Origin of the sequence: Aestuariivirga sp. (assembly GCF_020252395.1) — a bacterium.
Lineage (GTDB): Bacteria > Pseudomonadota > Alphaproteobacteria > Rhizobiales > Aestuariivirgaceae > Aestuariivirga.
In genome coordinates this window covers 21419-47220 of record NZ_JADCDB010000017.1, presented here as the reverse complement: position 1 = coordinate 47220, position 25802 = coordinate 21419, and the positions used below count along the sequence as shown (strand labels likewise).

21 protein-coding genes are annotated in these 25802 nt (G+C 65.7%); 5 read left to right on the top strand and 16 right to left on the bottom strand.

Translation table 11 applies throughout. From position 1 onward, the window contains the following. Positions 1–43 precede the first annotated feature (43 nt). The 10 genes from IOC82_RS09185 to IOC82_RS09140 form a co-directional block, all read right to left on the bottom strand. Entirely contained in the window at positions 44–1528 is a 1485-nt protein-coding gene (locus tag IOC82_RS09185) for a glycerol-3-phosphate dehydrogenase (protein ID WP_290545881.1), read from the bottom strand. A 13-nt stretch (positions 1529–1541) separates the two neighbouring features. Continuing rightward, the gene (locus IOC82_RS09180) at positions 1542–2585 is read right to left on the bottom strand and encodes a 2-hydroxyacid dehydrogenase (protein ID WP_290545880.1); all 1044 of its coding nucleotides are present in this window, start codon (positions 2583–2585) and stop codon (positions 1542–1544) included. Further along, positions 2575–4131, bottom strand: coding sequence for an FGGY-family carbohydrate kinase (locus IOC82_RS09175; RefSeq protein ID WP_290545879.1), 1557 nt, complete (start codon positions 4129–4131; stop codon positions 2575–2577). Before IOC82_RS09175 ends, IOC82_RS09180 begins: the two co-directional genes overlap by 11 nt. Beyond that, positions 4128–5246 (bottom strand): ABC transporter ATP-binding protein, encoded by a 1119-nt coding sequence (locus IOC82_RS09170; RefSeq protein WP_290545878.1) that lies wholly within the window; start codon positions 5244–5246, stop codon positions 4128–4130. Before IOC82_RS09170 ends, IOC82_RS09175 begins: the two co-directional genes overlap by 4 nt. After that, positions 5239–6312, bottom strand: a complete 1074-nt coding sequence (locus tag IOC82_RS09165) for an ABC transporter ATP-binding protein (protein ID WP_290545877.1) — start codon at positions 6310–6312, stop codon at positions 5239–5241. The genes IOC82_RS09170 and IOC82_RS09165 overlap by 8 nt, the downstream gene beginning before the upstream one ends. Beyond that, complete coding sequence (locus tag IOC82_RS09160; RefSeq protein WP_290545876.1) at positions 6309–7166, bottom strand: carbohydrate ABC transporter permease; 858 nt, start codon at positions 7164–7166, stop codon at positions 6309–6311. The genes IOC82_RS09165 and IOC82_RS09160 overlap by 4 nt, the downstream gene beginning before the upstream one ends. Before the next feature lie 5 nt (positions 7167–7171). Beyond that, complete coding sequence (locus tag IOC82_RS09155) at positions 7172–8077, bottom strand: carbohydrate ABC transporter permease (protein WP_290545901.1); 906 nt, start codon at positions 8075–8077, stop codon at positions 7172–7174. Positions 8078–8192: 115 nt separating this feature from the next. Continuing rightward, entirely contained in the window at positions 8193–9632 is a 1440-nt protein-coding gene (locus IOC82_RS09150; RefSeq protein ID WP_290545875.1) for an extracellular solute-binding protein, read from the bottom strand. 35 nt (positions 9633–9667) lie between these two features. Next, positions 9668–10678: a sugar-binding transcriptional regulator gene (locus IOC82_RS09145; RefSeq protein WP_290545874.1), complete on the bottom strand. Its 1011-nt coding sequence runs from the start codon at positions 10676–10678 to the stop codon at positions 9668–9670. 482 nt (positions 10679–11160) lie between these two features. Beyond that, positions 11161–11538, bottom strand: a complete 378-nt coding sequence (locus IOC82_RS09140; protein WP_290545873.1) for a hypothetical protein — start codon at positions 11536–11538, stop codon at positions 11161–11163. Here IOC82_RS09140 and IOC82_RS09135 point away from each other — a divergent pair. The 4 genes from IOC82_RS09135 to IOC82_RS09120 all read left to right on the top strand — a co-directional run bounded on the left by IOC82_RS09135 (position 11512) and on the right by IOC82_RS09120 (position 15353). Beyond that, the gene (locus IOC82_RS09135) at positions 11512–13044 is read left to right on the top strand and encodes a hypothetical protein (RefSeq protein WP_290545872.1); all 1533 of its coding nucleotides are present in this window, start codon (positions 11512–11514) and stop codon (positions 13042–13044) included. The genes IOC82_RS09140 and IOC82_RS09135 overlap by 27 nt on opposite strands. Positions 13045–13228: 184 nt before the next feature. Then, positions 13229–14149: a TIM barrel protein gene (locus IOC82_RS09130; protein ID WP_290545871.1), complete on the top strand. Its 921-nt coding sequence runs from the start codon at positions 13229–13231 to the stop codon at positions 14147–14149. Continuing rightward, the gene (locus IOC82_RS09125) at positions 14149–14919 is read left to right on the top strand and encodes a triose-phosphate isomerase (RefSeq protein ID WP_290545870.1); all 771 of its coding nucleotides are present in this window, start codon (positions 14149–14151) and stop codon (positions 14917–14919) included. The genes IOC82_RS09130 and IOC82_RS09125 overlap by 1 nt, the downstream gene beginning before the upstream one ends. Beyond that, the gene (locus IOC82_RS09120) at positions 14916–15353 is read left to right on the top strand and encodes an RpiB/LacA/LacB family sugar-phosphate isomerase (RefSeq protein WP_290545869.1); all 438 of its coding nucleotides are present in this window, start codon (positions 14916–14918) and stop codon (positions 15351–15353) included. Before IOC82_RS09125 ends, IOC82_RS09120 begins: the two co-directional genes overlap by 4 nt. A 56-nt stretch (positions 15354–15409) precedes the next feature. Here the strand turns inward: IOC82_RS09120 and IOC82_RS09115 are convergent, their stop codons facing one another. Then, the gene (locus IOC82_RS09115) at positions 15410–16414 is read right to left on the bottom strand and encodes a dihydroxyacetone kinase subunit DhaK (RefSeq protein ID WP_290545868.1); all 1005 of its coding nucleotides are present in this window, start codon (positions 16412–16414) and stop codon (positions 15410–15412) included. 124 nt (positions 16415–16538) lie between these two features. Between IOC82_RS09115 and IOC82_RS09110 the strand changes: the two genes are divergently transcribed. After that, a complete protein-coding gene (locus IOC82_RS09110) occupies positions 16539–17357 on the top strand; it encodes a MaoC family dehydratase N-terminal domain-containing protein (RefSeq protein WP_290545867.1) in 819 nt (272 codons plus the stop codon). Here the strand turns inward: IOC82_RS09110 and IOC82_RS09105 are convergent. The 5 genes from IOC82_RS09105 to glgC are packed head-to-tail and all read right to left on the bottom strand — an operon-like array spanning position 17314 to position 25796. Continuing rightward, complete coding sequence (locus tag IOC82_RS09105; protein WP_290545866.1) at positions 17314–17898, bottom strand: NUDIX domain-containing protein; 585 nt, start codon at positions 17896–17898, stop codon at positions 17314–17316. The two genes, IOC82_RS09110 and IOC82_RS09105, sit on opposite strands and share 44 nt — an antisense overlap. After that, positions 17895–21485 carry a glycogen debranching protein GlgX gene (gene glgX, locus IOC82_RS09100; protein ID WP_290545900.1) on the bottom strand — a complete coding sequence of 1197 codons (3591 nt, stop codon included), beginning with the start codon at positions 21483–21485 and terminating at the stop codon, positions 17895–17897. Before glgX ends, IOC82_RS09105 begins: the two co-directional genes overlap by 4 nt. After that, positions 21482–23098: an alpha-D-glucose phosphate-specific phosphoglucomutase gene (locus IOC82_RS09095; RefSeq protein WP_290545865.1), complete on the bottom strand. Its 1617-nt coding sequence runs from the start codon at positions 23096–23098 to the stop codon at positions 21482–21484. Before IOC82_RS09095 ends, glgX begins: the two co-directional genes overlap by 4 nt. Positions 23099–23103: 5 nt before the next feature. Further along, positions 23104–24534 carry a glycogen synthase GlgA gene (gene glgA, locus IOC82_RS09090; RefSeq protein ID WP_290545864.1) on the bottom strand — a complete coding sequence of 477 codons (1431 nt, stop codon included), beginning with the start codon at positions 24532–24534 and terminating at the stop codon, positions 23104–23106. Then, the gene (gene glgC, locus IOC82_RS09085; protein WP_290545863.1) at positions 24531–25796 is read right to left on the bottom strand and encodes a glucose-1-phosphate adenylyltransferase; all 1266 of its coding nucleotides are present in this window, start codon (positions 25794–25796) and stop codon (positions 24531–24533) included. Before glgC ends, glgA begins: the two co-directional genes overlap by 4 nt. Positions 25797–25802 lie beyond the last annotated feature (6 nt).

Here is a 25802-nt window from a genome sequence, read left to right as displayed (position 1 = left end):
CCGGGCATGGTTCCACAAACCACCGTCACGCGCGAGGGGAAATTCAGCCACCCATGTAGCTCTGCACCGCAGCGCGCTGCTCCGCCGTGATGTGCAGCCCATGCTTGGTGCGCCGGTCCAAAACGTCGTCCGCCGTCCGCGCCCACTCCGCCCTGCGGAGGTAGTCGATCTCCGCCTTGTACAGCAGCCCGCCGAAATGCTGGCCGAGGCCGGGCATGCCGCGCGCGCCGTTCAGCAGCTCCTTCGTCCGCGTGCCGTAGAGCCGCGCATAGTGATGCGCGACTTTCTCCGGCAACCATGGATTGGCCTTTCGCAGGTCGCCGAGGAAGCGCTCGAAATCCGCATCCGGCATATCGCCGCCCGGCAGCGGTGCTGTTGCGGTCCACGCATCCTTCATGGCGGGGAAGAAAGGCTTCAGCTTCTCCAACGCATGCTCGGCAAGCTTGCGGTAGGTGGTGATCTTGCCGCCGAACACCGACAGCATGGGTGGCTCGCCCGTCACGTCGAACACATAGTCGCGCGTCACCGCGGAGGGGTTCTCGGCATTGTCGTCATAGAGCGGGCGCACGCCGGAGATGGCATGGATCACTTGGTCCCTCGTGACCGGCGCCTTGAGATAGCGGTTGATGGCGGCGAGAAGGTAGTCCGTCTCCTTCTCGTCGATCGCCACGTCTTCCGCCCGCCCCTCGTAAGGAATGTCGGTGGTGCCGATCAGCGCCATGCCGCCTTCGTAAGGGTTGACGAAGATCACGCGCTTGTCGTCGTTCTGGAACAGATAAGCCTGCGGGCCTTCCCAGAATTTGCGGACAATGATGTGGCTGCCCTTGACGAGGCGCACGCGGCGCGGCGAGTTGGAACCGGCGACGCCGTTGATCACAGTCTCAACCCACGGCCCCGCCGCATTGGCGATGGCCTTGGCGCGCACCTTCGACTGCGTGCCATCGGAGGCGGTGAATTCCACCTCCCACGCACCATCCTCGCGGCGCGCCGCGGTGGCCGCGGTGCGCGTCATCACCATGGCGCCACGCTCCTTCGCGTCGAGCGCGTTGAGCGACACGAGCCGCGCATCATCCACCCAGCAGTCCGAATATTCGAAGGCGCGGGTGAATTCCGGGCGAATCGGCTTGCCCTCGGGGCCGCGCCGCAAATCGATGTTGCGGCAGCCGGGAAGCTTCCTGCGGCCGCCCAGATGGTCGTAAAGGAACAGGCCGAGCCGCACGAGCCAGGCCGGCCGCTGCTCCGGCGAATGCGGCAGCACGAACCGCATGGGCCAAACGATGTGGGGGGCCGCATTGAGCAGCACCTCGCGCTCGATCAGCGCCTCGCGCACCAGGCGGAATTCATAGTATTCGAGATAGCGCAAGCCGCCGTGGATCAGCTTGCCGGAACGCGAGGAGGTGCCCTGCGCCAGGTCGTCCTTCTCGCACAGGATGACCGATAATCCCCGGCCCGCGGCATCGCGTGCGATGCCGGCCCCGTTGACACCGCCCCCGATGACGACCAGATCCACCGGCTTCAGCTCCTGCATGGCCCGGAACCCGTCAGCACCTGTTGAGAGCGGGCTCTCCCGCCAGATAGCGGCGCACTTCTTCCGCCGTGAGGCCCGCGGCATAGCTCACCGTCTTGACCGACGCCCCGGCGATATGCGGCGTCAGCGTCACGTTGGGGAGCTTCAGGAAGCGGTTGTCCGGCGGCACGGGTTCGACGTCGAAAGTCTCCAGCATCGCGCCCTTGAGCTTGCCAGAGACCAGCGCCTCGTAGACGTCGTCATAATTCATCAAGGGCCCGCGCGCCGTGTTGATGAGATAGGCGCCGTCCTTCATTTGCGCCAGCGTGTCCTTGTTGATCATCTTCGCCGTCTCCGCCGTCACGCGCGGGTGGAGCGACACCACGTCAGACTCGGCCAGAACACGATCCAGCGAACACTGGATCACGCCATCGTTCAGGTCATCCGCTGTCAACTGCACGTAAGGGTCGCTCACCAGGATGCGGCAGCCGAAGACCTTCAGAAACTTGACGACGCGCCGTCCCACCTCGCCATAGCCGATGAGTCCCACCGTCATCTCGGAAAGCTCCTGGCCGGTGAGGTCGGCGCGGTAGAGGTCGCCGCGCCACTCGCCGCGGCGCAGCGCGTCATGGCCCTGGGTGATCTTGCGCGTCTCGTTGAGGATGGCGCCGATGGTGAATTCGGCAACGGCGGAGGCATTGCGCCCCGGCGTGTTGACAACCGTGATGCCACGCTCCCGCGCCGCCGCCATGTCGATGTTGACAGGGCCGCCGCGCGACACCGCGACGAATTTGAGGTTCGGCAGCCGGTCCATGATGGAGGCGGACAGCGGCGCCAGCTGCGTCACCAGGATCTCGGCATCGCCCGTCAACGCCACCACCTCGTCGGCACTGCCCATATATTCCTTCAGCCCGTCCATGCCCTTCACCGCATAGCCATGCTCCATCGGCTCGTCGGGCCAGGGCATGTCGTGGGTGCGGATATCGAGATCGAACAGGCGGCAGCGTTCGCGCAGCGCCTCCTCGAACATGGAGGAGAGCATGAAGCGGTCGCCGATGACGGAGATCTTACGAAGCACGATTGGCCGCCATGGCGCGCCAGATGGGGCGCATTCTTTCACGGGTTTCCTTGTAGAGGCCGAAGGCCCCGTCATAGCGGGCGGTCAGCGACGGATCGGGCGCGGTCACGGCGCCCAAGAGCGGGTTCACCCATTGCGCGACACAGGCATCCATGCCGGGGTAAAGCTTCTGCTGCACAGCGGCCATCATGGCGGCGCCGGCGGCTCCGGCCTCCTCGCGCTGCACGCTGCGCACCGGCGCTTTGAGGACACTGGCGAGGATCACGCGCAACGCCTGGGAGCGTGCGGCGCCGCCGGTGACACGCACCTCGCGCGGAATATCGCCCATCGCCGAATAGCAATCGCGCGAGGCGAAGCACAGGCCCTCGAACACGCTGCGCATCAGGCCGGCAAAGCCCATGCCGAGCTCGAGCCCGGTGAACATGGCGCGCGCGGCGGGTTCCATCACCGGCCCGCGCTCGCCCGCCTGCGAAATGTAAGGATGATAGATCGCCCGCGCCGGCTTCGCCTTCATGATGCGCCCGTCGAGGCCCTCGAGCAGGTCGCCGCGCGAGCGCTCCACGCCTTGCATGGCCAGCACATCGCGCCCCACATCCAGCAGCCAGTCGATGTTGAGGGTCGACGCCATGTTGGACTGGATCTGCGCATACATGCCCGGTACCGGGAAACACATGGTGTAGCCGGAAAGTTCGGCATTGAGCTTCACGTGCTGGGCGCCCGGCGCGATCTTCATGTGCATGCCGGTGGAGCCGACGATGGTGCAGCCGGTCTCGCCCTTCGGGTCATAGAGCCCGCCGCCGAGCCCGGTGCACAGCACGTCCACATAGCCGAGCGTGATCGGCGTTCCTGCTTTCAACCCGGTGAGTGCAGCGGCGTCTGCCGTGAGCGCGCCCGCCACCTGCACGCCATCCACGATCTCCGGCAGCAGCGACTTCGCATCCGGCGCGCCGAGCACGTCCAGCACGTCTGGCTGGTAATTGCGCGTCGCATATTGGCCGAAGGTGAAGTTCGCTTCCGACGGGTCTGTGCGGCGGTCGCCCGTCAGTTTGAAATAGAGCCAGTCCTTGCAGTGGAAGGCGGTGGCGGCGCGCGCCAGCAGGTCCGGCCGGTTGCGCGTCATCCACACCAGCTGCATGCTCATCTGGCAGGCATTCACGCCCGTGCCCGTGCGCCGGTAATGAGCGGCATGATGCGGGCCAGCGACGAAGTCTTCGGTGATGGCGGCGGAGCGCGCGTCAAGCCACAGCCAGGCCGGCGCCACGGGGTCGCCCGCCTTGTCGATCAGCCACATGCCGTCGCCCTGGCCCGTAACCGAAATGGCGATGAGGCGCTCGCGCAGGTTCGGCACCTTGCCGGAAAGTTCTTTTAGCGTCGCGGCGGTATCGGTCCAGGTGCGCGCCATGTCCTGTTCCGCGCCGCCATCGGGGAAGGTCTGGTAGCGGTTCGGGATCGCGGCGGCGGCAATCTGCTCGCCCGTCACCGTGAAGGCCACGGACTTGATGACCGAGGTGCCGGCATCGATGCCGATCAGCACGCCGTCCGTCATGCCAGCGTACCTCCATGGGCGATGGCCTTGCCGGAGGAGGTCTCGAACAGATGCAGGTCTCCCGCCGCGACGGTGAGCGCCACGTCGCTGCCCGGCGCACGTGACACGCGCTCTTGCGACACGGAGACGACGGTGCGTCCAGCGACGTCCACGGCCACATGCGTCTGGTCGCCCAGCCACTGGCAGGCCATGACCTTGCCCTTCACCGGCCCGTCGCCCAGGTGCAGCGCATGCGGGCGAATGCCCAGCGCAATCCTGGGTGTGCGCGCAAGCATCTCGCGCAGGCTCTGCGAGAAATCCGCCGCGGGATAGGTCAGTGTCGCGCCACCCTCGACGCCGAAGGCCACGGTATCGCTGGACACCTTCGCATCAGCCGTGAACACATTCATTGGCGGCTCGCCGATGAATGTGCCGGTGAACAGGTTGGCGGGCCGCGCCTTGAGCTCGGCGGGCGTTGCGTATTGCTGCAGCACGCCGCCTTCCATCACCGCGATGCGGTCGGCCAGCGCATTGGCCTCTGTTTGGTCGTGGGTCACCAGGATGGTCGTGCATTTGTGTTCGCGCAGGTAATGCTTGATGCGCCCGCGCAGCACGGCGCGCAGCTGCGGCTCGAGCTGCCCCATCGGCTCGTCGAGCAGATAGAGCCCCGCATCGCGCACCAGCGCGCGGCCCAGGCTGGCGCGCTGCTGCTGCCCGCCCGACACGGAGGTGGGATACTTGTTCAGGATATCCGCGATCTCCAACATCCCGGCCATGGCCTTCACGCGCTTGTCCTGCTCCGCCTGCGGCAGCTTCGAGGACTTGAGTGCGAAGGACATGTTCTCGCCGATGGTGAGCGGCGGGTAGAGCGAATAGGCCTCGAAGGCCATGGCCACCCCGCGCGCCGCGGGGGGCAGCGTGTGGATCGGCTTGCCTCCCAGCGTGATCGAGCCGTTGGACACTTCCTCGAAGCCCGCGATCATGCGCAGCGTCGAAGTTTTGCCACAGCCGGAGGACCCCAGCAGCGCCACGATCTCGCCCGGCTTCACGACCAGGTCCAGCGCCCTCACGGCATGCACGTCGCCTTTGCGGGAATGGTAGATCTTGTCGACCTTCGCGATGCCGAGCTCAGCCATGGAGGCGCTCACCCGTCTGGCGGTCAAAGATATGGGTGCCGGCGGCAGCGAAGCTGGCCTTCACTTTCGCGCCGGCCTCCGGAATGTTGCTGGCGGTGGAGGGCAGCGATGCGAGGAACTCCCAGCCATTGGGATTCTGCAGCAGCAGCACCGTGCGCTCGTTGAGCGGCGTCACGGCGATCACCTCAGCCTCGACGCCGGTCGAACCGATCTCGACCGATTCGGGCCTGACACCGAAGATCACCTCGCGGCCGGCGAAGCCGCGATAGCCATCGGCCAGCGGAACCCGCGTGCCGCCCAGCATCACATGGGTACCGCCTTCAGTTTCGATCACCGTATCGGCGGTGTTAATCGAGGGGTCGCCGAACAGCCGGGCCACGCCGAGCGTCGCCGGGCGCATGTAGATGTCTTCTGGTGTGGCCGTCTGCACGAACTGGCCATTGGCCAGAACCGCGATGCGGTCGGCCAGCGCCATGGCCTCCTTGTAGTCCTGCGTCACGTAGAGAACCGTGGCGCCCGACTGGCGCAGGAGGCGCGGCAGCTCCAGCCGCATTTCGAAGCGCAGCTTGGCGTCGACATTGCGCAGCGGGTCGTCCAGCAGCAGGATCTTGGGGCTCGCCGCCAGCGCGCGGGCCAGCGCCGTGCGCTGCTTCTGGCCGTTGGAAAGCTCGCGCGGGGAATGGTTCAGCACATGGTCGATCTTGAGGAGCTTCGCCACCTTGGCAACGCCCACAGCAACCTTGCTCTCATCCGCCCCCGCGGCGCGCAGCGGCGTCGCGATGTTGTCCGATGCATTCATGTGCGGGAACAGCGCGAAGTTCTGGAAGGCCATGCCCACGCCGCGGTGCTCAGGCGCAATGTCGGCCACGTCATGCCCGCCGATCTCGATTGAACCCGCCGTCGGCTCCTCCACGCCTGCGATCAGCCGCAGCAGGATGGTCTTGCCGGCGCCGGAGCCGCCGAAGATCACGACAATCTCGCCGGCATCGGCTTCGAGGTTCAAGCCATCGAAGACCTTGAGGGCGCCGTAGGACTTGGCGAGCGACGTGATGGCAAGCTGGCTCATCCCTTCACCGCACCCATGGAAAGCCCCTCGACGAGATAGCGCTGCGCATAGAGTGCCAGCGCCAGCGTGGGCGTGATGGAGATGATGATGGCCGCCGCGATCTGGCCATACTGGATGCCCGATGCGGTGACGAAGGCAAGTGCGCCCACCGTCACCGGCTGCTTGTCGGCGGAGGCCAGGATCAGCGCGAAGACGAAATTGTTCCAGGCGAAGATGAAGGCGAGCAAGCCCGCCGCCGCGATGCCGGGCTTGGCCAGCGGGATCGATATCCTCGTGAAGGTCTTCCACCAGCTGTTGCCGGCAATGCGATAGGCATGCTCTATATCGGGGCTGATGTCCTCGAAATAGCCGCGCACGATCCACAGAATAAGCGGCAGGCAGATCAGCTGATAGACCCAGATGAGCCCGATATAGGTGTTGGTCAGCCCCAGCGTCTTGAAATAGAGGCTCAGAGGAAGCAGCACGAGAAGCGCCGGCGCGAAGCGGAAGGACAGCAGCGTGAAGGCGATGTCCTCGCCCAGCCGGAACTTGAAGCGCGCAAAGGCATAGGCCGCCGGCACGCCCAGCACCAGCGAGAGCGCCACCGAGCAGACGGAGAGCAGCACAGAGTTGAACATGTTTTGCATGAAGTTCAGCTGCAGGCTGCCCGCCGCGGTCCTGAGCTGGCCGGTGATGAGGGCCGTGTAATTGTCGATGATCGGCGTGAAAGCCAGCGACGGCGGAATGCGCAGGATCGTCTCATTGGTCTGGAGCGACATGAGGAAGATCCAGGCGATGGGGAAGAGGAAGAAAATGAGCACCAGCGTGATCGCCACGCTGCGCAGGATTTTCTCGAGGCTTGATGAATGGTCCATGGGTGTCAATGCGCTCCGTGGGCGCGTTCGCGCAGTTTCAGCCACTGTTTGATGAAGACATTCGACAGCGCATAGGTGATCGCCCAGAGGATGATCATGAGCGCCGCCGACCGGCCGACATTGGTGGCCTGAAAGAAGTCGAGATAGGCTTGCACCTGGAATACGAGGAGCTTGTCGCCGGGCCCGCCCTGCGTCATCGCATAGATGATGTCGAATTGCTGGATCGAGTCGAGCAGGCGGAAGAGTGTGGCCGTGATGATATAGGGCATGAGCATGGGCAGCGTGATGCGGAAGAATACGAAGCTCCGCGGCACGCCGTCGAGTGCGGCGGCCTCGAAGGGAGCCTTGGGCAGCGAGCGCAGGCCTGCCAGCAGCAGGATCATGATGAAGGGTGTGTAGACCCACATGTCGACGAGCACGACGGTGAAGAGGGCGGTGTCAGGGTCCGACGCCCACTTGAAGTCTTGGATGCCGATCACCGAGAGCAGATAGCTCAGCACGCCGAAGCCCGGATTCGTCATCAGCTTCCACATCAGCGCGGCCAGCGCCGGCGCCGTCATCAGCGGCAGCAACAGCAGGATCGAGGCGATGTTGTTGAAGCGCGACGGCCGCTGCAGGAGCAGTGCAATGGCGAGGCCGAGCAGCAGTTCGAGGCTCACGGTTAGGAAGGCATAGGTGAGCGAGATGTAGACGGTGTTCCAGAATTTCGGGTCGGTGAAGAAGTTGATGTAGTTCTGGAACCAGATGAAGCCCTTCATGGCGGGCAGGTTCATCCGGTAGCGCAGCATCGAATAATAGACGGCGGTGAAGAACGGAATGAGGATCCCGATGCACATCAGCAGTGCAGGGAGCGACAGGATGTAGGGAAGCGCCCGGCGCATGAAGCGGCTCTGCTTTACGGGGCTCTGCATCTCTGTGGCGGCGGCTGTCATTCGGGGGACCCGGAATTCGGCGGTGGGACGGTGGAGACGGAAAAGCGCGCGGGGTTCCGCAGGGAGACGGCTGCCCCGCGCGCCAGTCAGTTACTTAACCGAGGCCGGCTTCAACCAGCTTCTTGTCCATTTCGGCGGCCATCGCGTCGAGGCCTTCGTCGACCGCGATTTCCTTGGCCACCATCTTCTGCAGGTTTTCCGCCCACAGCGTGGTGAGGTCGAAGAACAGCGGCTGGGCGGTGAAGTAGATCTTCGCGCCCGGCGCGGAGACTTCGTACTGGTTGAGGTAGCCCGGATAGGACTTGTCGATGCGGGCGCGGAACTCCTCGTCTTTCCAGACGGAGGCGCGGACGGGGTTGACGAAGTCCATCTTGCGGGCGCCGAACAGGTCGTGCTCGACGGAGGTTGCCCACTGCAGGAAATACCATGTGGCGTCCTTCTGGGCGCCGGCATTGTTCATGGCCAGCGACCAGATCCACACATTGGGCGTCGGGGCCGCCGCCGCCGGGTTGGCCGCGAACGGCGCAAAGCCGAGATTGCCCTTCTCCTTGTTGTCGCCGCCGTTCATGAAGTAGCCGAGAATGTCGGCATCGAAGATCATGGCGGAGGCGCCGGCGCCCAGGTCCGTGCCGACCTGGTACCAGGTGTAGGTCGACCAGTTCTTCGGCCCTGAGTCCTGGATCATCTTGACCCAGTCCTTGTGATAGGACTTGGATCCCGCCGAGTTCATCGCCGCCTTCAGCTTGCCGCCGGTGACGTTGAAGTCCCTCTCCCCGAAGTTGGCATAGCCGGAGAGGAAGCCCGGGTGGATGGTGGCCCAGCTGCGCGAGCCGCGCACGCCGATGCCATAAGGCCCGCCGAGGTCCTTCGTGAGCTTGGCCGAGACTTCGATCATCTCGCCGATGTTCTTCGGCGGCTGCACGCCCGCCTTGTCGAACATCGTCTTGTTGTAGGCGATGTTGTTGAGCTCGAAGCCCCACGGGATGCACCACTGCTTGGCATCTGCGGAGCCCAGCTCGCCGCCTGGCACGCCGTTCCACGAGGTGGAAGCCCGCAGGCCTGGCAGCACGTCTTCCCAATTATAGTTGGGATTGGTCTTGGCCGGGTCCTTGATGAACTCGTTCAAGTCGGTGATCCAGCCGGCCGGACCATAGGTCCAGGTCATGTAGGCGCCGGTCATGAAGGCGTCATACTCGGTCGAGCCCGAGGACAGCGCCGCCGTCACCTTGTCGAAATAGACGTCCTCGGGGAAGATGTCCCACGAGACGTCCATGCCGGTCATGTCCTTGAAGGCCTGGATATTGGCGATCATGGCATCGGCATAAGGATGCTTGTTGAGCAGAAGCTTGAGCTTCGTGCCCTTGTGCTTCATCCAGTCGAAGTCGGCGGCCATGGCGCGGGTCTGCGCCTGGGTCAGGAACATGCCGGCCATCGAGGCCGAAAGGCCCAGCTTGCCTGCACCATTGATCACTTCGCGGCGGCTGATCTTCTTCGCCACGAAGGCGTCGAAGAGGCCCTTTTCTTTCTCGAACATTCCCATTCCTCCGTTTTGGTTGTGGGTCTTCTTTGTTAGCCCGGCGCGGGTTTTCCGTTCTTCTTGCCGGGCTCACGTCCCGGTTTCAGGGAGACGAGGCGCTTGGCGGTCGCCTCGTCGGTGATCAGGCCGAAAAGAAGTCCGTGCGCCAGAATGGCGCGGATGGCCCGAGTTTTCGATGTGCCGCCGGCAAGGGCGACGATCCGGTGGCTCTTCAGGCCGGCGAAGCGCGGCGCCATGGCGCGCGCGGACACCGAGTTTGGCAGGTGCTCGCCATGTTCGTTGAAGAAGTGGCCGAGGAGCTCGGCGCAGGCGCCGGTCTTCATCACCTCGTCGACGTCCTCCTCGTCCACCATGCCGGCGGTGGCGATGAAGCTCTTGGCGTCCACCTCGCCGATACCGGCGATGTAGAGTTCCGCCTCCCTGGCCATGGCGATGACGCCGGAGACGCCATATTGCGCCTCCAGAACCTGGCGGTCCTTCTCGCTGTTGGCGAAGAACGGCACCGGCATCACATAGGCTTCCGCCGCGGTGCGCTCGGCCAGGCGGTGGATCACGTCGAAGGGACTCGCCGCGAAGCGCCGGGTGAGGCCGCCCAGGAGCGACACGAATTTCGTCTTGTGCGCGGCAACGCCCGGCATCAGATCGACGGCGGCCGCCAGGGTGCGCCCATGCCCCATGCCGATCATGCGGTACTTGCCCGCCTCAATGAGGTTGCGCAGATAGCGCGCGCCCGCCATGCCCAGCGTCCGCAGCGGCAGTGAACCTTCATCGATGTTGGGCACCACCTCGCAGAAGGCGAGGCCGTAATCGGCCTTGAGCTTTTCTTCGAGCGCGATGCAGCCGGAGATCGGGCCCTCGACGAAGACGCGGATGAGGCCATCGGCACGCGCCCGCGCGATCAGCCGGTGCGCCTTGGTGCTCTGAACGCCCAGCAGCTCGGCGACTTCGCCTTGCGTCTTGCCGCCTGCGAAATGCAGCCACGCGGCGCGGGCCGCGAGTGCGGCCTCCTCATCCACCTGAGGGGCTGGCTGGTACAGCGTCAACGTCTTCCCATTTGGCGTGTGCAAATTTTTTCTTGAGGTGCAATATTTTTCAGATGCGGCGTGGCGTCAACCGAATTCGGTGGTGCAGTGCAGCACGGACGGCCCAGGATCCGGCCGGGCGGTGTTAGGGCCGATTGGAGGGCCGCCGGAAAATCGAGACGTAGAGAAAAGCCTTGTCCTTCTACACCTCGGAGAGATATGTTTATTCGATATTGTTTCCCACTGTTCTCGGAGTTCCCGATGCGCGATCCGTCTTTTTCAACGTGTTCCGCCCCGAACACGGCCACGCGCCTTTGCTGGGTTCTCCTGTGTCTGGCTGCCCTCTTGTCCGGCTCCGCCGCCGCAGGCGCGCGGACGGCTGAAGATAACCCGGCCTTTCTCGTGGGCGAATACAAGTTGCCAGCCGCTTTCGATTCTTCAGTAGCTGTCAATGTGAAGACGGAGCTCTGGGCCGCGGTGTTTCGCCCCAGCGCCAGCGGGCGCTATCCGCTTCTGGTTTTCTGCACGGCAACCACGGCACCTGCGGCAGAGTCGATCCAGAGCTGGGAATCCGCATCGACGACCGCATCGACTACACTTTTTCGGGCACCTGCCCCGAGGGTTACGTGCCCACGCCAAACCATCGCGGCTATGACTACCTCGCCGCCAAGCTTGCGGCGCAGGGCTACGTCGTTGTGTCGATCAATGCCAATCGCGGTGTCACCGGCGCCGATGGTTTGCGAGGCGACTTTGGCCTGAACCTGCGGCGTGGGCGCCTCGTGCTCCGCCATCTGCAGCAGCTTGCCGACTGGAACGCGGGCCGCGCCGCCACGCCGGCAGGTCTGGGTTTCAGCTTGCAGGGCCTGATCGACTTCGGTCACGTCGGGCTCCTCGGGCATTCGCGCGGCGGCGAGGGCATGCGCGCCGCCCTCGCGCGGTATCGCGATTTGAAAAGCCCATGGCCGAAGCGCATCGGACCGGTCAATTTCGAGGCGCTGTTCGAGATCGGCCCGGTCGACGGCCAGACCGCGCGCACGCTCGATGCCGAGGGGGTGGCGTGGAATGTGCTGCTGCCCGGGTGCGACGGCGATGTTTACGATCTTCAGGGCGTGAGACCCTTCGACCGCATGATCATGCGCAGCGCCGAAAAGCAGGTCTTGCCGAAGTCTAGCTTCGAGGTGTTCGGCGCGAACCATAATTTTTACAACACCGAATGGCAGGTGTCGGATGCCGGCGAGTGCGCCGGCCATACACCGCTGTTCCCGCCCTATCCCGGCTCGGCTCCGCAGCGCAGCACGGCGGAGAACACCGTCATTCCATTTTTCCGCGCTCATGTGGGCGCGGTAAAACTGGGCGCGCTGGCCGATCGCTTCGATCCGTCGCGGCCCCTGCCGCCGGAGCTTACGGAGATTGCTGCCTATGCCCGCGGCCACACGGCCAATCTTCGGAGGGTGGCAAACTTCGTGATCGACGATTTCAGGGGGAAGACCGGAAGATCCAGTCGCGGCGTGGCGAATACCCCTTATCGCCTGACGCAGTATATGCATAGCGGCGCCGGCCCGAGCCATGACCGCTCACAGCGCGCCGCCCTCGTAGGCTGGTCTACGCCGGACGCCTATCTGCAGGTCAATGCCTCCAGAATGCCGCTCCGCGTGAACACGGCCGCCTTCAAAGCCCTTGAGTTCCGGGTGAAGCTCGAATGCCATGACTCGCTGTGCGATCAGAAAATGAACCCGGCCGGAGACGTCGATTTCTCTGTGCGGCTGGTGACCGGAGCGGGAAACCCTTCGGCTCCGGTCAAGCTCTCCTCGGTGGCCCTCGTTTACCGTCCCGTGAGCGCCATTCCGGCCCCGGACAACTCCGTCTTCCAGACGGTGCGCATACCCCTCTCGGCCTTTGGGGGAGCCGACATGTCCCAGTTTCGCGGGGTGCGGTTCGTCTTCGACGAGACTCCCAGCGGCCTCGTCTCGCTGGGCAATGTGAGGCTGGTTCGGGCGGAGGCCCCGCTCTCCACCGCGCCGCCGCGGACCGCGGCAGGCTCCGTCCCGGCGGCGAGCAGGGCTTTGCCTCCCGCCTGGGAAAACAACCAGGTTGTGGCGGTCAGGCCGGCCGTTCCAGAATCCGCCACGCGCAGCGGTGCCGGTCAGGCCGGCGTGGTGGAGATCGAACTCGCCTCCACGCGCCGCTTTCCAGTGATGGATTCGCTTCCCACCCTGTATATCGGCGACAGGGCATTCCGTTGGTCGCGTTTCGTCGCGGGGGCCGCCAACCGCATCGTGTTTTCCCTCGACGAGGCGGAGTTCCGGCAGTTGCCTGACGTTTCAGACATGCGCCTGGTGATCGGTGGCGCTCCCGTGTGGAACTTCGGCCAGTTCCGCAGGCCCTAACCTGGAAGGCCGGGCCAGGGCAGGCGGCCACGCGCCGCTTGCTTTGGCTCGTGAAAAGTTCTTCTCTAGGTAAGATATCTTCCAGATAAGCTCCGCCCGCGATAGAAGCGGGCGTTGCGCTGGCAGGACAGCCTGATCCGGCGCATGGTTGTGGGCATGGATTTGCAGGCATGGACCTCCAGGCATGGGATTTTCACTCTCGGTCAACACCAACCCCTTCGTGAACCGCTTCGCGGAACCCGAGGACCTGATTGCGACGCTGGCTGACGAGGTGGGCATCGGCCACATCCAGCTGGTGCATGAGTTCATCAACCCGTCCTGGAAACCCGCGACCGTCAAGCGCCTCACCGGCCGCATGGCGAAGGCCTGTGCCAGCAAGCGGGCGCAGATCACCTCGATCATGACCGGCCCCTATGGCCGCCTAAACCACTTCGCCCATCCGGACGCGGAGGTTCGGCAATACTATGCCGGCTGGTTCAAGGGGATGGCGGACATCGCCGCCGATCTCGGCGCACCCGCCATCGGCACGCAGTTCGGCATCTTCACCTTCAAGGACTACGACGACCTCGGCCGACGCGATGAGCTGATGAAGATTGCGCTCGACTGCTGGCGCGATGTGGCGGAGCATGCGAAGTCGCGCGGCCTCGCCTGGCTGTTCTGGGAACCCATGTCGGTGGGCCGCGAACTGGGCCACACGCTGAAGGACACGCAAGCGCTGCAGGACTGGATCGATGCGGCGCAGCTGCCGATCCCGTTGAAGCCCATGGTCGACATCGACCACGGCGACGTCACCTCGCCGAATCCAGCTGACGTCGATCCCTTCGCCTGGGCGAAGGATTTCGCCACCCAGTCGCCCATCATCCACATCAAGCAGTCGACCATGAACAAGGGCGGCCACTGGCCCTTCACCGCGCAATACAACGAGAACGGCCGCATCACGCCGGAGACGCTCATCGCCGCGGTGAAGGCGGGCGGCGGCACCGACAACGAGCTCTGCCTCGAGCTCGCCTTCCGCGAGCGCGAACCCACCGACCGCAGCGTAGTGGCGGCGATCCGCGAGTCCGTTGCCTATTGGGCGCCCTACACCAAGACGGGATACAACTGATGAAGACGCCGTGGATCGGCACCAGCTGGAAAATGAACAAGACGCGCGCGGGAGCGCGCGCCTTTGCCGAAGCGCTGAAGGCATCGCCCTTTGCGAACACCACGAAGGCCCAGCTCTTCGTCATCCCGCCCTTCCCCTATATCGCCGAAGTGGCGGACATTCTCTCCAGCACGCGCGTCATTACCGGTGCGCAGAACATGCACTGGGCCGATCAGGGCGCGTGGACCGGCGAGGTCTCGGCCTTGATGGTGAAGGACTGCGGCGCCACGCTCGTCGAGCTCGGCCACAGCGAGCGCCGCACGCATTTTGGCGAGACGGACGAGACGGTCTCGAAAAAGGTTGCCGCTGCCGTGAAGCACGGCCTGATCGCCCTCGTCTGCATCGGCGACACGCGCAGCGAGTATGAAGTTGGCGCCACGGCTGACGTGCTGGCGAAGCAGACGCGCTACGCGCTCCGCGACGTTGGCAAGTCAGCACCCGGCAATGTCGTCATCGCCTATGAGCCCGTGTGGTCTATCGGCGAGGGCGGCATCCCCGCCGGCCCGGGCTTCGCCAACGCCCAGCACGCGAAGCTGAAAGCCCTCACGGCGGAGATCACGGGCCAGCCGCTCCCCATTCTCTATGGCGGCAGCGTCAACCGGCAGAACTGTTGCGATCTGGCGAGCATGCCGGATATTGATGGGCTCTTCATCGGAAGGTCCGCCTGGGACCCCGCGGGCTATATCGGCATCATCGACGCCGTCACACAGAGATTGGGAGAAACAGCATGAAGATCGCCGTGGGCGCCGATAGCGCCGGAAAGCCGCTCCTGGACGTCATCGAGGCGCATCTGAAGTCGAAGCCCGACCTCCAGGTCACCAACCTCAGCCAGCAGGGCTTTTATGCCGATCTTTCCGCCAGCCTCGCCCACAAGGTGAAGGATGGGGAGTATCAGCGCGGCATCCTGATCTGCGGCACCGGCATCGGTGTGTGCATCTCCGCCAACAAGGTGCCGGGCATCCGCGCGGCCCTCACACATGACACCTATTCAGCCGAGCGCGCAGCGAAATCCAACAACGCTCAGATCATCACCATGGGCGCCCGCGTCATCGGCCCCGAACTGGCGAAGGCCATCGTGGATACATGGCTCGCATCGGAGTTCGACCCCAAGGGCGCATCTGCGGCGAATGTCGAGGCGATCAACAAGCTGGATGGCAGCTGCTGAGCTTCTTGTTCCTCTCCCGCTGAAGCGGGAGAAGACGCAAACGCGACAAGAAGACGTCAGAGTGAACTGAACCCGAAGCTCGAAGCCGGCAGATCGAGATAATGCTTCAGCTCCGCATCGAGCCTCATCAGCGAGATCGAGAAGCCCGCCATCTCCTGTGACGTGAGCCACGACCCCACGAAGCTTTTGTGCACGGCAATTCCCTCGCGCGCCAGGATCTGCCGCACCCGCCGGTTGGCGATCAGCAGTTCGAACATGGTCGTTGCGCCGAGGTTGTTGATGAGCAGCGCCACCTCGTCGCCGCGCGCGTAAGGCAGGTCGCGCAGGATTGGCGCCATCATCTGGTCCACGATGTCATCCGCCGTAGTCAGCTTCTGCCGCGCAACACCCTTCTCGCCATGCGCCCCCATGCCGATCTCGATCTCGTCGTCGCCGAGCTCGAAGGTGGGCTTGCCGGATTCCGGCAAGGAGCCGGGCGACACCGCAACGCCCATCGAGCGCGTATTGGCCTCCGCCTTCGCCGCCACGCGCGCCACCTCGTCCAGATCAGTCAACTCCGCCGCCGCACCGCCCGCGATCTTGATCACGAACACATCGCCCGCGATGCCGCGCCGCTCGTCCGGCCGGCCGGGTGCGCCCACCGCCACGTCGTCACGCACCCTGATGGTGCGTGTCTCGATGCCCTCGGCGGCCAGGAATTCGGCGGCCATGTCGAAGTTCATGTTGTCGCCGGAATAATTGCCATAGACGAAGACCACGCCCTTGCCGCGGTGGATGGCGCGCGCAGCCTCGCAGATCGTCTGCGGCGAGGGTGAGGTGAAGACCTCACCCGCCGCCGCGCCATCCGCCAGGTTCTGCCCGAGGAAGCCGCCGAAGATCGGCTCATGCCCGCTGCCGCCGCCCACCAGCAGCGCCACCTTGCCGCCGGGGATCCACTTCAGGAAGAAGGCGCCATGCCCCTCCACCTTGCCCACCTTGCCGTCATAGCCCAGCACCAGGCCTTCCATCATCTCCGCGGTGGCGCGGCGCGGATCGTTCAGGATCTTCTTTGGCGTCTTCATCCCTTTCCCCCGTGTGTTCCCGTGGCATAACACGCGGGCATGTCCACTTGAAGCGGCCAGGCGCCAAGCCCTATCCTTCGCCGATGATGCATGACGACATCCCGCGCCGCCCGAGGTCTCATTGATGGCTGATGATTTCCGCGACTGGGTCGGCCGCAGCGTCACGCGTGCCGACACGCTCACCCAGCGGCTCTTCGACGAATTCGACGCCACCCTGGCGCCCTTCCTCTTCGAACCGGGAGACCGCATCGCGCCGCCCGGCCTGCACTTCGGTCTTGCACCCGCCTTGCCCAAAGCGGACGAAACGGGGCCGGACGGCGCGGAGCTTAAAGGACTCTTCCTGCCGCCAATCCCGCAGCCGCGGCGCATGTGGGCTGGTGGCTCCATCGAGATGCTGCGCCCCTTGCGCCAGGGCGCAACGGTCATCCGCACCTCGGCGATCAGTGATGTCAGTTTCAAGCAGGGCAGCAGCGGCGGCATGTATCTCGTGTCGGTGGAGCACGGCATTGCCGATGGCGAGGGCACCGCCATACGTGAGCGGCAGGACCTGGTCTTCCGCGATCCGCCCCGCGAGGGCGTGCCGCCCGTGGGGCCGGCAGTAAACATCAAGGCCGACTGGCAGGTCGATGCAACGCCGCTGCTTCTCTTCCGATTCTCGGCCTTCACCTTCAACGGCCATCGCATCCACTATGACCTGCGCCATGCGCGGGAAGAAGGCTATCCGGACCTGCTGGTGCACGGGCCCCTGCAGGCGGTTCTGATGCTCAATCTCGCGGCGGAGAAGCTGGGCGATGTGCCGCAGCGCTTCGACTATCGCTGCCTGGCCCCGCTCTTCGCCGGTGCGCGCTTCGGCGTCAGCTGGGATGCCGGAACGCTGCGCGTGATCCGTCCCGATGGCGTCACAACGGCGGAAGGCCAAGTTCACGCTCGAGGAACAAGCTGAGCAGCACCGTCTTGGCATCGGCGATCCGCCCCTCCTGCACCATGCGGCGCATCCCGTCGAAGGGCATTTCCAGAACCTCGATGTCTTCGCCTTCGTGGGCATGGCCACCGCCCACGCCAATGCGCGCGTCGTGGTCATAATCCGCAATGAACAGCGAGATGCGCTCGGTCACTGCGCCGGGCGAGCTGTACACGGTGGTCATGAAGCGCAGGCTGGCGAGGTGCACGCCCAGCTCCTCTTCCGCCTCCCGCTTGGCGCAGTGCGCGGGATCATCGCCATCGAGCAGGCCCGCGCAGGCTTCGATGATGAAGCCATCGCCATCGTGCAGAAAAGCGGGAACGCGAAATTGCCGCACCAGCAGCACCGTGCCGCGCTTGGCGTCATAGGGCAGCACGGCCGCGCCATGCCCATGGTCGTGCACCTCCCGCATCAGCACGTCCTCGCGGCCGTCGCTCCGCGTATAACGGATGGTATAGCGGTCGAGCTTCGCCCAGCGGTGGGAGAGCGGCTCCACCGTCTCGATCGTCACGCGGCGCTTCATGTCTCGCGCTCCTCTTTCACAGCCGTGAGGATTGCCTCTGCCAGTGGGGTCTCCGCCAGTTCTTCCACCGGCGCCTGCACGCGGCGGCGCCAGTTGGGCCATTCCGTGTCGGTGCCGGGCAGGTTGAGGGGGCCGGTCTCGCCCGCAAGATCATCCGCCTGCACCAGCATGATCTGCGATGGCGTGCCGGCCACGAAGCGATGCGTTGCCGCGCTGGCCTCAATCTCATCGGCGCCTGTATATCCGGTGCGCTCGCCCAGCAGCCGCACTTCCTCGCGGCGTGCCGCCTTGCGCGCGGCTACCTCTGCCGCATCGATCTGGCCGATGGCCTGTGCAATCTCGATGTCGCGTCCCGCGCGCCAGCCCATGAAGGTCGGCAGGTCATGCGAGGCGAGGCAGGCGAGCGCCTGCGGCGGATAGGCAGTGGCGGGCTTGAAGCCCAGCCCCTCGCGCTCGAACCACAGCACGCGGTAGGAGAAGATCTTCGCCGCCGCGAGCTTGTCCCGCAAACCCTCCGGCACCGTGCCGAGGTCTTCGCCGACGACGAGGCACCGGTTTCGCTGGCTTTCGATGGCCGTCACCGCGATCAGTGCGTCGAGGGAGAAGCGCACATAGGCCCCGAAGCGGCCTTCCGCCCCTTGCGGCACCCAGAACTGCCGCGCGAAGCCCAGCACATGATCGATGCGCAGCGCCGTGGCATGGCGCATGTTGGCGGCAATCACCCGGCGCATCGGCTCCATCCCCAGGGCGTCGAGCGCGAGTGGCGAAAAGGGCGGCAGGTTCCACACCTGGCCCGCTTCGGAAAACGGATCGGGCGGAGCCCCGATGGATACACCCGAGGCGAAGGCCTCCCGGTTCGCCGCCAGCTCGCCCCCGTCGAAGGCACAGCCAAGGGCGAGGTCGCCATAAAGGTTCCGGCGCCGCGCCGCGTCCGCCAGCTGGGCGTCCGCCACCCATTGCAGGAAGGCGCGATAGGCGATGCGCTGCGGTGCAGGCTGCTCGCCCATCCGCTCCGCCTCGAAGCGTCCATGCGCCGCCAGCTGGTCGCCCCCCGCCGCCACGAAGGCATCGAAGGCGGGGCTGCCGGTGAATTCCGCAAAGGCGCTCTCCAGCAGCCGCGCCTTGGCCGCCCACACCGCCGGATAATCCACATTGCGCAGCTGGTCGAGCTGCGCGAAACCCGCGCGCGCGTCTTGCGCCAGCGCCGCCGTGCGCGGCAGCGGGAGCGTGTCCAGCAGTCGCGCGATGGAGATATAGATCGGGTCGACATAATGCCGGTCCGACGGCTGGTAGGGGCTCGCCCGGCTGCGGTCGGAGGGGAACATGTGGTGCAGTGGGTTGAGCCCCGCATAGCGCCCGCCGATGCGCGCCGTCAGCTCCGCAAACCGCTCCAGCGTCGCGAAATCCCCGATCCCCTCGCTCCTTCCATGCCGCAGCGCATAGAGGTGCGAGGCCAACCCGAAGACGCGGCATCCCTGCGCAATGTCCTCCGGCACGAAACAGGCGCCGGGGCTGGCGATCACCGGCTTTGGCCGCGCCAGCAGCGCCTGCGCGTGCTCGATGTCGTCTCCCGTCGCGAAGCTGAGCCCCATTGCGGAGAGCAGCGCCCGCTGCGTGTCGAGGCTCACCTGGTGGTGCGTGCCATCGACCTCCCACCATTCAGGCTCAATGCCGGCCGCCCGCGCCAGCGCCGCGACCTCCTCATCCGCAACACCCGCCGCCGCGATGCGCTCCTCCGCGAAGACCGCGACCGAACGTGCGGGAAGCTCGTCCCCCTCGGCGGAGCAGAACAGCCGCGCCCAGCGCCGGCCACCGCGCACCGGCAATGCCGCCGCACGCGGAGCGCCGCGGTTGAAGACGAGCGCGATGCGCCGCGTCCCCGCCGTGAGCAGGAGGCCCAGAACCGGCGCACCGCCATCCTGCCAGTCTATCGCCCCGCCATCGGCGCCGAACCACTGCGCCGTCTCCGCCGTCAGGAACTGGTCGGCGAAGAACGGCGCCAGCGTGCGGCGCAGCTGAACGAGTGCCGTGGTGAAACCAACGAGCCGCTGGTCTGCCTTCGCCCAGTCGAGCCAGGTGATCGCGTTGTCCTGCGCATAGGCATTGTTGTTGCCGCGCTGGCTGCGGCCGAACTCGTCGCCGGCCGTGAGCATCGGCGTGCCGCGCGAGAGGAACAGTGTCGCCAGCAGTGCGCGGGCATCGCCGCCGGGCCAGCTTGGCTCGTGGGAGTTGCCGTCGCGGTTGTCCTCGCCATTGGCATGGTTGTCCTTCGCGGCGTAAGTCACGCAATCGCGCAGGGTGAAGCCGTCATGCGCCGCCACGAAGTTGATGCCGGCAGAGGGCGGGCGATGGCCGCCGAACACGTCCGACGAGCCCGCGATGCGCGTGGCGAAGGCTCCGGCCCCGGCATCGCCGCGCCAGAAGCGCCGCACCTCGTCGCGGTATCTGTCGTTCCACTCCTGCCAGCGCGCCGGGAAGTGCCCGAGCCGATAGCCGCCCGGACCCACGTCCCACGGCTCGGCGATCATGATGAGGCGTGAGAGCAACGGGTCCTGCTCGATGGCGGCGAGCAATGGGGCAGCGGCGGAAAAACCGGAGGCCGTCCGCCCCATCACGGTTGCGAGGTCGAAACGGAAACCGTCGAGCCCCGTGCGCTGGGCCCAGCTCCTGAGCGCATCCATCGCAAGCCGCAGCACGGCGGGCTCATCGAGCGCCAGCGTATTGCCGCAGCCGGTGTCGTTGATGAGCTGCTCGCCTGCGCGCCGGTAATAGAGCGCCTCGTCGAGCCCGCGCAGCGACAGGGTGGCGCCCTGCGCGTCGCTCTCGCCCGTGTGGTTCAGAACCACGTCCAGCACCACGCGGATCCCCGCCGCATGCAGCGCATCGACCGTGGCCCGGATCTCGGCGAGCCCGCCTGGCGCCAGCCGCGGATCGGGGGCGAGGAAGCTCACGGGATTGTAGCCCCAGGCATTGGACAGCCCGAGGGCGGGCAGGTGGCGCTCGTCGATGAAGGCGGCGAGCGGCATCAGCTCCACCGTGTCGGCGCCAAGACGCTTCAGATGGCCGATGATGACGGGTTCGGCCAGCGCCGCCACCGTGCCGCGCTTCTCTTGCGGCACTTGCGCATGCCGCATGGTGAATGCCCGCACCGGCACTTCATAGATGAATTGCGGCCGCTGCGGCGGCAGCGTCACCGCATCGGCCGGCACATGCCCGGCGATGGCCTTCGGCACGAGGTGCTGCGTCTCCGCCCCCCGCTGCATCAGCTCCGGCAGATGACGGAACGGCGCGCTGATGCGCGTCGCATAGGGGTCGAGCAGCAGCTTCTCCGCATCGAAGCGAAGGCCCCGCTCCGGCGCCCAAGGCCCCTCTGCACGCAGGCCATACAGCGTACCGGCCACCAGCCCCGGCACGAAACCGTAGTGCACATCGCCCAGCCGCTGCGTGAGCTGCGCCCGCGCCACCTCCGTGCCGCCCTCGAACAGCGAGACGAAAATCCGCGTCGCATGGCGCGACACCACGGCGGCATTCGCCCCCCCGGCCGAGGGCGTCACGCCGAGTGGAAAGGGTTGGGCAGCCTCTGTCAGGTGATCACCGTCGGCGCGGCGCGTCCGGTGCGCTGCTCGATCCCGGCGATGGAGCGCGACAGCACGATGAGACCGGCCAGCGCCTCTTGCGTCTCGATCGCGTGGCGGCGGGCATCCGGCTCATAGCGCTCGATGTAGACGCGCAGTGTCGCCCCCGCGGTGCCCGTGCCCGACAGGCGATAGATGATGCGCGAGCCGTCAGCGAAGATCAGCCGGATGCCCTGCTTCGTGGTGCGCGAGCCATCGACCGGGTCGTCATAGGCAAAGTCATCCGCCGTGGCGATACCATGCTGTCCCACAAGCGCGGGCAGCTTCCCGCGCAGCGCCGTCATCAGGCCGTTGGCCGCTTCCGCATCGACCTCTTCGTAATCATGCCGCGAATAGAAGTTCCGCCCATATTCCGCCCAGTGCTTCCGCACGATGCCGGCAACGCTCTCGCGGCGCCTGGCCAGAATGTTGAGCCACATCAGCACCGCCCAGAGCCCGTCCTTCTCCCGCACATGGTTGGAGCCCGTGCCGAAGCTCTCCTCGCCGCAGAGCGTGGCCTTCCCCGCATCGAGCAGGTTGCCGAAAAACTTCCAGCCGGTCGGCGTCTCGTAGGCGCCGATCCCAAGCTTCTCCGCCACGCGGTCCGCCGCACAGCTCGTCGGCATGGAGCGCGCGATGCCGGCGAGCCCCTTGGCGTAACCGGGCGTCAGCGTCGCATTGGCGGCGAGGATGGCGAGCGAGTCGGACGGCGTCACATACATGCCGCGCCCGATGATCAGGTTGCGGTCGCCATCGCCATCGGACGCCGCGCCGAAGTCCGGCCCGCTCTCCGGCATCACGAGGCCGACGAGTTCCTTCGCATGGACGAGGTTCGGGTCCGGGTGATGCCCGCCGAAATCGGGAAGGGGCGTGCCGTTCATCACCGTGCCCCTCGGAAAGCCCAGCATGTCCTCGAGGATGCGGTGCGCGTAGGGCCCGGTGATCGCCCCCATCGCATCGAACTTCATGGTGAAGCCGGTGGCGATCAGCGCGCGGATCGCATCGAAATCGAACAGCGCCTGCATCAGCTGGGCATAGTCGGTGACCGGATCGGCCACCTGCACGGCCATCGAGCCCAGCCGCGTTTCGCCGATGCGGCCGAGATCGACGTCCGGCGATGTGGCGATGCGATAGCTGCCGATCGTCTTCGTGCGCGCGTAGATCGCATCCGTCAGCTTCTCCGGCGCTGGCCCGCCATTCCCGGCATTGTACTTGATGCCGAAATCGCCATCGGGCCCGCCGGGATTGTGGCTGGCGGACAGGATGATGCCGCCGAAGGCCTTGTACTTGCGGATCAGGTTTGAGGCCGCGGGTGTCGAGAGCAGCCCGTTCTGACCCACCATCACGCGGCCGAAGCCATTGGCTGCCGCCATGCGGATCGCCGTCTGGATGACTTGGCTGTTGAAATAGCGGCCATCACCGCCGATCACCAGCGTCCGACCCTCAAAGCCCTCGAGCGAGTCGAAGATCGACTGGATGAAGTTCTCCGCATAATGCGGCTTTGCGAAAACGGGCACCTTCTTGCGCAGGCCGGAGGTGCCGGGCTTCTGGCCCTCGAAGGGCGTGGTGGCGACAGTGAGGATCATGATGGTCAGGCCTTCACGAGTGCGCGGTAGAGCTGGGCATAGGCGGCGGCGCTGCGTGCCCAGGAGACGTCCTGGTCCATGCCGCGCTTCTGCAGACCCTGCCAGAGTTTCGCGTTGGAATAGCATTCGGCGGCGCGGCCCAGCGCATGTTCCAGCGTCGCCGCGTCGACGGGCGCGAACTGGAAGCCGGTGGCGACACCCGCCTGCAGGGCGGCGTCATTGGCGTCGATCACCGTGTCGTTGAGCCCTCCGGTGCGCGCCACGACCGGCACGCACCCGTAGCGCAGGCCATAAAGCTGGGTCAGCCCGCAGGGCTCGAAGCGCGACGGCACGAGAATGGTGTCGGCCCCCGCCTGGATGAGATGCGAGATGTCCTCGTCATAGCCGATGATGACGCCGATCCGCCCGGGATGCCGCATCGAAGCCTCGAAGACCGCGTTCTCGACCGCCGTCTCGCCGGTGCCCAGCAGCGCAAGCCGCGCCCCCGTCGCCACCAGTTGATCGAGGCTCGCGGCGAAAATGTCCATGCCCTTCTGCCAGGTCAGCCGGCTCACCACGCCATGGATAAGGCCGTCGCCGGGCTCAAGCTTGAAGCGCGCCTCGAGGGCCCGCTTGTTGGCCACACGCTTCCGCAGCGTCTTCGCGCTGTAGGTCGCTGGAATGCGCCCGTCCGCCGCCGGGTCCCACACAGCCGTGTCGATGCCGTTGACGATGCCGCGCAGCACGTGGCGTCTCGCGTGCAGCAGCCCGTCCAGCCCCATGCCATATTCGGGCGTGCAGATCTCCTGCGCATAGGTGGGGCTCACCGTGGTGATGGCATCGGCCGTCGCCAGTCCGCCCTTGAGGTAGCCCACATTGCCGTAATACTCGACGCCATCGATGGCGAAGGCCTGTTGCGGCAGGCCGAGCAGGCTGAACACGGAGGCCGGAAACTGCCCCTGAAAGGCGATGTTGTGCACCGTCATCACGCTCTTCGGCCCGCCGAGGAAATGCGTGTAGACGGGCCCCAACGCGGCCTGCCAGTCATGGCAGTGCAGCACCTCGGCGCGATAGGCCTTGTTGATGCCGCCCGCCACGTCGGCCGCCGCCTTGGCCAGTGCCGCGAAGCGCTGGGCATTGTCCGGCCAGTCCTTGCCATCCTTGCCGAGATATGGGTTGCCCGGCCGGTCGAACAGATGCGGCGCGTCGATGGCGATGACGTCGAGCCCATGGGCCGTGCCGCGGGTGAGTTGCGCAGCGCCGCCGAACAGGTCCTTGTAGGCATGGAAGGGTGAAGCCTTCTCCAGCGCCGCCATCACGGCGGGGTAGCCGGGCACGATGTTCGTCACCGCGATGCCCTGTCCGGCGAGCGCGGCGGGAAGCGCGCCGGTCACGTCGGCAAGCCCGCCGGTCTTCACCATCGGGAAGAGTTCAGAAGCGGCAGACAAAACTTTCATAATGCCAGGCGGTCGATCATCGGCTGGGTGATGAGGCAGATGCCGCTCGCCGTGCGGCGGAAGCGCTTGGCGTCGAGCTCCGGATCCTCGCCGACGACGAGGCCCTCAGGGATGCGCACGCTGGTGTCGATCACAACTTTCTTCAGGCTCACATTGCGTTCGATGAAAACCGACGGCAGCACCACTGCCTCCTCGAGCGCGGAGAAGGAGTTCACCCGCACATTGGGCGACAGCATGGTGCGCTTGATGGAAGCGCCGGACACGATGCAACCGCCGGAGACGAGCGAGGCCACGGCCGAGCCGCGCCGGCCTTCGAGGTCATGCACGAATTTGGCGGGCGGCGTCACCTCGGAGTAAGTCCAGATCGGCCACTCGGTGTCATAGAGGTCGAGTGCGGGCAGCGTCTCGGTCAGGTCGATATTGGCTTCCCAATAGGCATCGACGGTCCCCACGTCGCGCCAGTAGGCTTCCGTTTCATGTTCCGATCGCACGCAGCTCGCGGTGAAGCGGTGCGCCACCGCCTTGCCGTGATTGACGAGGAAGGGAATGATGTCCTTGCCGAAGTCGCGGCTCGACTGGGGGTTCGCCGCATCCTCGCGCAGCCACTGCGCCAGCTTCGCCGTCTCGAACACATAGATGCCCATGGAGGCCAGCGCCATGTCAGGGTTGCCGGGAATGCCCGGCGGGTCCTTCGGCTTTTCCACGAAAGCGGTGATGCGGTCTTGTCCGTCCACGGCCATTACGCCGAAGCCCGTCGCCTCCATGCGCGGCACCTCAAGGCAGCCAATGGTCACGTCGGCGCCGGAGTTGACGTGCTGCTGCAGCATCAGCTCGTAATCCATCTTGTAAATATGGTCACCCGCCAGGATCGCCATGTATTTGGGGCCATAGCTCAGGATGATGTCGAGGTTCTGGTACACTGCATCCGCCGTCCCGGCATACCACTGGTCTTCCGACACGCGCTGCGAGGCCGGCAATATGTCGAAGCTCTCGTTGCGCTCGGGGCGAAAGAAGTTCCAGCCGCGTTGCATGTGGCGGATCAGGCTGTGCGCCTTGTATTGCGTGGCCACCCCAATGCGCCGGATGCCGGAATTGAGCGCGTTGGACAGCGCGAAGTCGATGATGCGCGACTTGCAGCCGAAGGGCACGGCGGGCTTGGCGCGCCGGTCGGTCAGTTCCATCAGCCGGCTGCCGCGGCCCCCCGCCAGCACATAGGCCATCGCATCGCGCGCCAGCGGTCCGGTCCTTCTCTGTGCGGCCATGGGCCT

Coding starts and splice junctions, on each gene's coding strand:
- glgA (WP_290545864.1), bottom strand. CDS start 24,534: ATGAAAGTTTTGTCTGCCGCTTCTGAACTCTTCCCGATGGTGAAGACC.
- IOC82_RS09165 (WP_290545877.1), bottom strand. CDS start 6,312: ATGAGCCAGCTTGCCATCACGTCGCTCGCCAAGTCCTACGGCGCCCTC.
- IOC82_RS09095 (WP_290545865.1), bottom strand. CDS start 23,098: ATGATCCTCACTGTCGCCACCACGCCCTTCGAGGGCCAGAAGCCCGGC.
- IOC82_RS09170 (WP_290545878.1), bottom strand. CDS start 5,246: ATGGCTGAGCTCGGCATCGCGAAGGTCGACAAGATCTACCATTCCCGC.
- IOC82_RS09105 (WP_290545866.1), bottom strand. CDS start 17,898: ATGAAGCGCCGCGTGACGATCGAGACGGTGGAGCCGCTCTCCCACCGC.
- IOC82_RS09185 (WP_290545881.1), bottom strand. CDS start 1,528: ATGCAGGAGCTGAAGCCGGTGGATCTGGTCGTCATCGGGGGCGGTGTC.
- glgC (WP_290545863.1), bottom strand. CDS start 25,796: ATGGCCGCACAGAGAAGGACCGGACCGCTGGCGCGCGATGCGATGGCC.
- IOC82_RS09125 (WP_290545870.1), top strand. CDS start 14,149: ATGAAGACGCCGTGGATCGGCACCAGCTGGAAAATGAACAAGACGCGC.
- IOC82_RS09130 (WP_290545871.1), top strand. CDS start 13,229: ATGGGATTTTCACTCTCGGTCAACACCAACCCCTTCGTGAACCGCTTC.
- IOC82_RS09110 (WP_290545867.1), top strand. CDS start 16,539: ATGGCTGATGATTTCCGCGACTGGGTCGGCCGCAGCGTCACGCGTGCC.
- IOC82_RS09160 (WP_290545876.1), bottom strand. CDS start 7,166: ATGGACCATTCATCAAGCCTCGAGAAAATCCTGCGCAGCGTGGCGATC.
- IOC82_RS09175 (WP_290545879.1), bottom strand. CDS start 4,131: ATGACGGACGGCGTGCTGATCGGCATCGATGCCGGCACCTCGGTCATC.
- IOC82_RS09155 (WP_290545901.1), bottom strand. CDS start 8,077: ATGCAGAGCCCCGTAAAGCAGAGCCGCTTCATGCGCCGGGCGCTTCCC.
- IOC82_RS09120 (WP_290545869.1), top strand. CDS start 14,916: ATGAAGATCGCCGTGGGCGCCGATAGCGCCGGAAAGCCGCTCCTGGAC.
- IOC82_RS09150 (WP_290545875.1), bottom strand. CDS start 9,632: ATGTTCGAGAAAGAAAAGGGCCTCTTCGACGCCTTCGTGGCGAAGAAG.
- IOC82_RS09115 (WP_290545868.1), bottom strand. CDS start 16,414: ATGAAGACGCCAAAGAAGATCCTGAACGATCCGCGCCGCGCCACCGCG.